Source organism: Pseudomonas sp. PS02303, assembly GCF_029959925.1.
GTDB classification, from domain to species: domain Bacteria; phylum Pseudomonadota; class Gammaproteobacteria; order Pseudomonadales; family Pseudomonadaceae; genus Aquipseudomonas; species Aquipseudomonas mandelii.
In genome coordinates, this window is record NZ_JASCOM010000362.1 from 1 (window position 1) to 4,487 (window position 4,487).

Sequence of the window (4,487 nt, forward strand, 5' to 3'; positions counted from 1 at the left end):
GAGCTTGCTCCCGCTGGGCTGCGAAGCGGCCCCAAAATGGGACTGCTGCGCAGTCCAGCGGGAGCAAGCTCCCTCGCCACAGGTTATTCATCGTTCGTTAGTCCCCTTGAGTGACAGGCGCTCGAAGGCCTCGCCTGTAATTTCTTCCAGTTGGAATCACCCTGCGACTCAGATAATGTGCCCCACTGTCTCACCTGATTTTCTCCAAGGAAGTGGAAATATGCTGCGTCGCCGCATGCTGATCATGTTGGGTGTTGTTCTGCTGATCGTGCTGATCCTGGCCGGTTATAAAGCCTTCTCCATCTACACGATGATTCAAGGCTTTTCCGCGCCGAAACCGCCGATCAGTGTCGCCGCGACCACTGCCGTGGAACGTCCGTGGCAAGCTCGCCTGCCAAGCGTCGGCACCCTCAAGGCGCTGCAAGGCGTGGACCTGAGCCTGGAGACCGACGGCACCGTCATCGATTTGCAGTTCGAGTCAGGCCAGAAGGTCAAGGCCGGCCAACCGCTGCTTCTGCTTGATAGCGTGGTAGAAACCGCCCTGCTCGAAACCGCTCAAGCCGACCTGGGGTTGGCGCAGCTCGATTACGGTCGCGGCAGCCAATTGGTGGGCAGCCAAGCCATTTCCAAAGGCGAGTTTGACCGGCTCTCGGCGATATTGAAAAAGAGCCGGGCCACGGTGAATCAGCTCAAGGCGGCGCTGGCCAAAAAACGCTTGCTCGCACCGTTCAGCGGGACCATCGGTATTCGTCAGGTGGACATCGGTGACTATCTCGCCAGCGGCACCATGATCGCCACCCTGCAAGACCTCAGCAGCCTCTACGTCGACTTTTTCGTACCCGAGCAGTCGGTGCCGAAGATCGGCGTCGGCCAGTCGGTGCAGATCATTGTCTCGGCCTACCCGACACAGACCTTCCCCGGCACCATCAGCGCGATCAACCCGAAAGTCGAAAACAGCACCCGCAATGTTCAGGTCCGCGCAACCCTGGCCAACCCCGACGGCAATCTGCTGCCGGGCATGTACGCCAGCCTGCAGGTGATGCAGCCCGACCCGCAGCCGCGCATCGTCGTGCCGCAAAGCGCGATCACGTACACGCTGTACGGCAACTCGCTCTACGTCGTCGCGCAGAAAAAAGCCGAAGACGGCAGCCTCGAAAAAGACGACAAGGGCCAGCCGATCCTGATCGCCGAACGGCGTTTCATCGAAACCGGCGAGCGGCGCGACGGGCTCGTGGTGATTACCAAAGGCTTGCAGAACGGCGAAAAAGTGGTCACGGCCGGTCAGATCAAACTGGACAACGGCGCACACATTGCCATCAGCGACGACAAGACCCTGACCGATAAGAACAGTCAGCCACGTACTGACTGATCAAGGAATCCTCATGGCTTTTACCGATCCGTTCATCCGCCGCCCGGTGCTCGCCACCGTGGTCAGCCTGTTGATTGTGCTGCTGGGCTTCCAGGCCTGGAGCAAGCTGCCGCTGCGCCAATACCCGCAAATGGAAAACGCCCTGATCACGGTTACCACGGCGTACCCCGGGGCCAACGCCGAAACCATCCAGGGCTACATCACCCAACCGATGCAGCAAAGCCTGGCCAGCGCCGAGGGCATCGACTACATGACCTCGGTCAGTCGCCAGAACTTCTCGGTGATCTCGATCTACGCGCGCATCGGCTCCAACAGCGACCGCCTGTTCACCGAGCTGCTGGCCAAGGCCAACGAGGTGAAGAACCGGCTGCCTCAGGACGCCGAAGACCCGGTGCTGAGCAAGGAAGCCGCCGACGCCTCGGCCCTCATGTACATCAGTTTCTTCAGCAAGGAGCTGAGCAACCCGCAGATTACCGATTACCTGTCGCGGGTCATCCAGCCAAAACTGGCGACCCTGCCGGGCATGGCCGAAGCCGAGATTCTCGGCAACCAGGTGTTCGCCATGCGCCTGTGGCTGGACCCGGTGAAGCTGGCCGGTTTCGGCCTGGCCGCCAGCGACGTGACCAACGCGGTGCGCCAGTACAACTTCCTCTCTGCGGCCGGTGAAGTGAAAGGCGAGTACGTCGTCACCAGCATCAATGCCAACACCGAACTCAAGTCCGCTGAAGCGTTCGCTGCGATTCCGCTCAAGGTCGAGGGTGACAGCCGGGTGCTGCTCAGCGATGTGGCGCGGGTTGAGATGGGCGCGGAAAACTACGACTCGATCAGTTCGTTCGGTGGCACTCCCTCGGTGTACATCGGCATCAAGGCCACGCCGGGCGCCAACCCGCTGGACGTGATCAAGGAAGTGCGCAAGATCATGCCGGAGCTGGAAGCCCAGTTGCCGCCGAACCTCAAAGGAGAAATCGCTTACGACGCCACGCTGTTCATCCAGGCCTCAATCGATGAAGTGGTGAAAACCCTCTTCGAAGCCGTGCTGATCGTGATCGTGGTGGTGTTTCTGTTTCTCGGGGCGCTACGTTCGGTGGTGATCCCGGTGGTCACCATTCCGCTGTCGATGATCGGCGTGATGTTCTTCATGCAGATGATGGGCTACTCGATCAACCTGCTGACACTGCTGGCGATGGTGCTGGCGATCGGGCTGGTGGTGGATGATGCCATTGTGGTGGTGGAGAACATTCACCGACACATCGAGGAAGGCAAGAAGCCGCTGGATGCGGCCATCGAAGGTGCCCGGGAAATCGCCATGCCGGTGGTTTCGATGACCATCACCCTGGCGGCAGTGTATGCGCCCATCGGTTTTCTGACCGGGCTCACGGGGGCGCTGTTCAAGGAGTTCGCCCTGACGCTGGCCGGTGCGGTGGTGATTTCCGGCGTGGTCGCGTTGACCCTGTCGCCGATGATGTGTGCCTTGCTCCTGCGCCACGACGAAAATCCCAGCGGCCTCGCGCACCGCCTGGACCTGATTTTTGAAGGCCTCAAGCGCCGATACCAAAGCATGCTCCACGGCACCCTCAACACCCGGCCGGTGGTCCTGGTGTTTGCGGTGATTGTGCTGTGCCTGATTCCGGTGCTGCTCAAGTTCACCAAGTCGGAACTGGCGCCCGACGAAGATCAGGGCATCATTTTCATGCTGGCCAACGCCCCGCAACCGGCCAACCTCGATTACCTGAACACTTACACTGACGAATTCATCACGATCTTCAAGGAGTTTCCCGAGTACTACTCTTCGTTCCAGATCAATGGATTCAACGGCGTGCAATCGGGGATTGGCGGTTTCCTGCTCAAACCGTGGAACGAGCGCGACCGCACGCAGATGGCCATCCTGCCCGAGGTCCAGCGCAAACTGGAGGGCATTGCCGGACTGCAGGTCTTCGGCTTCAACCTGCCCTCGTTGCCCGGCACGGGTGAAGGGTTGCCGTTTCAGTTCGTCATCAACACGGCCAACGATTACGAAGCGCTGCTGCAAGTGATGGACCGGGTGAAAAAACGGGCGATGGAGTCCGGCAAGTTCGCCTTTGTCGATGTCGACCTGGCCTTCGACAAACCCGAAGTCGTCGTGGACATCGATCGCGCCAAGGCCGCGCAGATGGGCGTGTCCATGCAGGACCTGGGCGGAACACTGGCCACATTGCTGGGACAGGCGGAAATCAACCGTTTCACCATTGAGGGTCGTAGCTACAAGGTCATCGCTCAGGTCGAACGACCGTTCCGCGACAACCCGGACTGGTTGAACAACTACTACGTGAAAAACAACCAAGGCCAACTGCTGGCCCTGTCGACCCTGATCACCGTCAGCGATCGGGCGCGTCCACGGCAGTTGAACCAGTTCCAGCAGCTCAACTCGGCCATCCTGTCAGGTGTGCCGCTGGTCAGCATGGGTGAAGCCATCGATGTCGTGCGACAGATTACGCTGGAAGAAGCGCCGGCCGGTTTTGCCATGGATTACGCCGGCGCCTCGCGCCAATATGTCCAGGAAGGCAGCGCGCTGTGGGTGACCTTCGCCCTGGCGCTGGCGATCATTTTCCTGGTCCTCGCGGCCCAGTTCGAGAGCTTCCGTGACCCGCTGGTGATTCTGGTGACAGTGCCGCTGTCGATCTGTGGCGCGTTGATTCCACTGTTCCTGGGTTGGTCGAGCATGAACATTTATACCCAAGTGGGCCTGGTGACCTTGATCGGCCTGATCACCAAGCACGGGATCCTGATCGTCGAGTTCGCCAACCAGCTGCGCAGAGAGAAAGGCCTGACACCTCGCGAAGCGGTGGAAGAAGCTGCTGCAATCCGGCTGCGCCCGGTGTTGATGACCACGGCGGCGATGGTATTCGGCATGGTGCCATTGATCATCGCCACGGGCGCGGGCGCGGTCAGCCGGTTTGATATCGGCATGGTGATCGCAACCGGAATGTCGATCGGGACGTTATTTACGCTGTTCGTGTTGCCGTGCATCTACACCCTGCTGGCCAAACCCGACGCAAAAGAACACTCATAATCCATGTGGGAGCGAGCCTGCTCGCGATGGCGGTGTGTCAGGCACCTCAATGTTGACTGTGCCGCCGTC

Annotated in this window: 2 protein-coding genes; both read left to right on the forward strand. The window is 60.1% G+C overall.

The annotated features are described in order from the left end of the window. Positions 1 to 220 precede the first annotated feature (220 nt). Positions 221 to 1,369 (forward strand): efflux RND transporter periplasmic adaptor subunit, encoded by a 1,149-nt coding sequence (locus tag QMX98_RS32555; RefSeq protein WP_282411974.1) that lies wholly within the window; start codon positions 221 to 223, stop codon positions 1,367 to 1,369. Between the two features lie 13 nt (positions 1,370 to 1,382). Beyond that, positions 1,383 to 4,418, forward strand: a complete 3,036-nt coding sequence (locus tag QMX98_RS32560) for a multidrug efflux RND transporter permease subunit (protein ID WP_010457628.1) — start codon at positions 1,383 to 1,385, stop codon at positions 4,416 to 4,418. Positions 4,419 to 4,487: the final 69 nt, after the last annotated feature.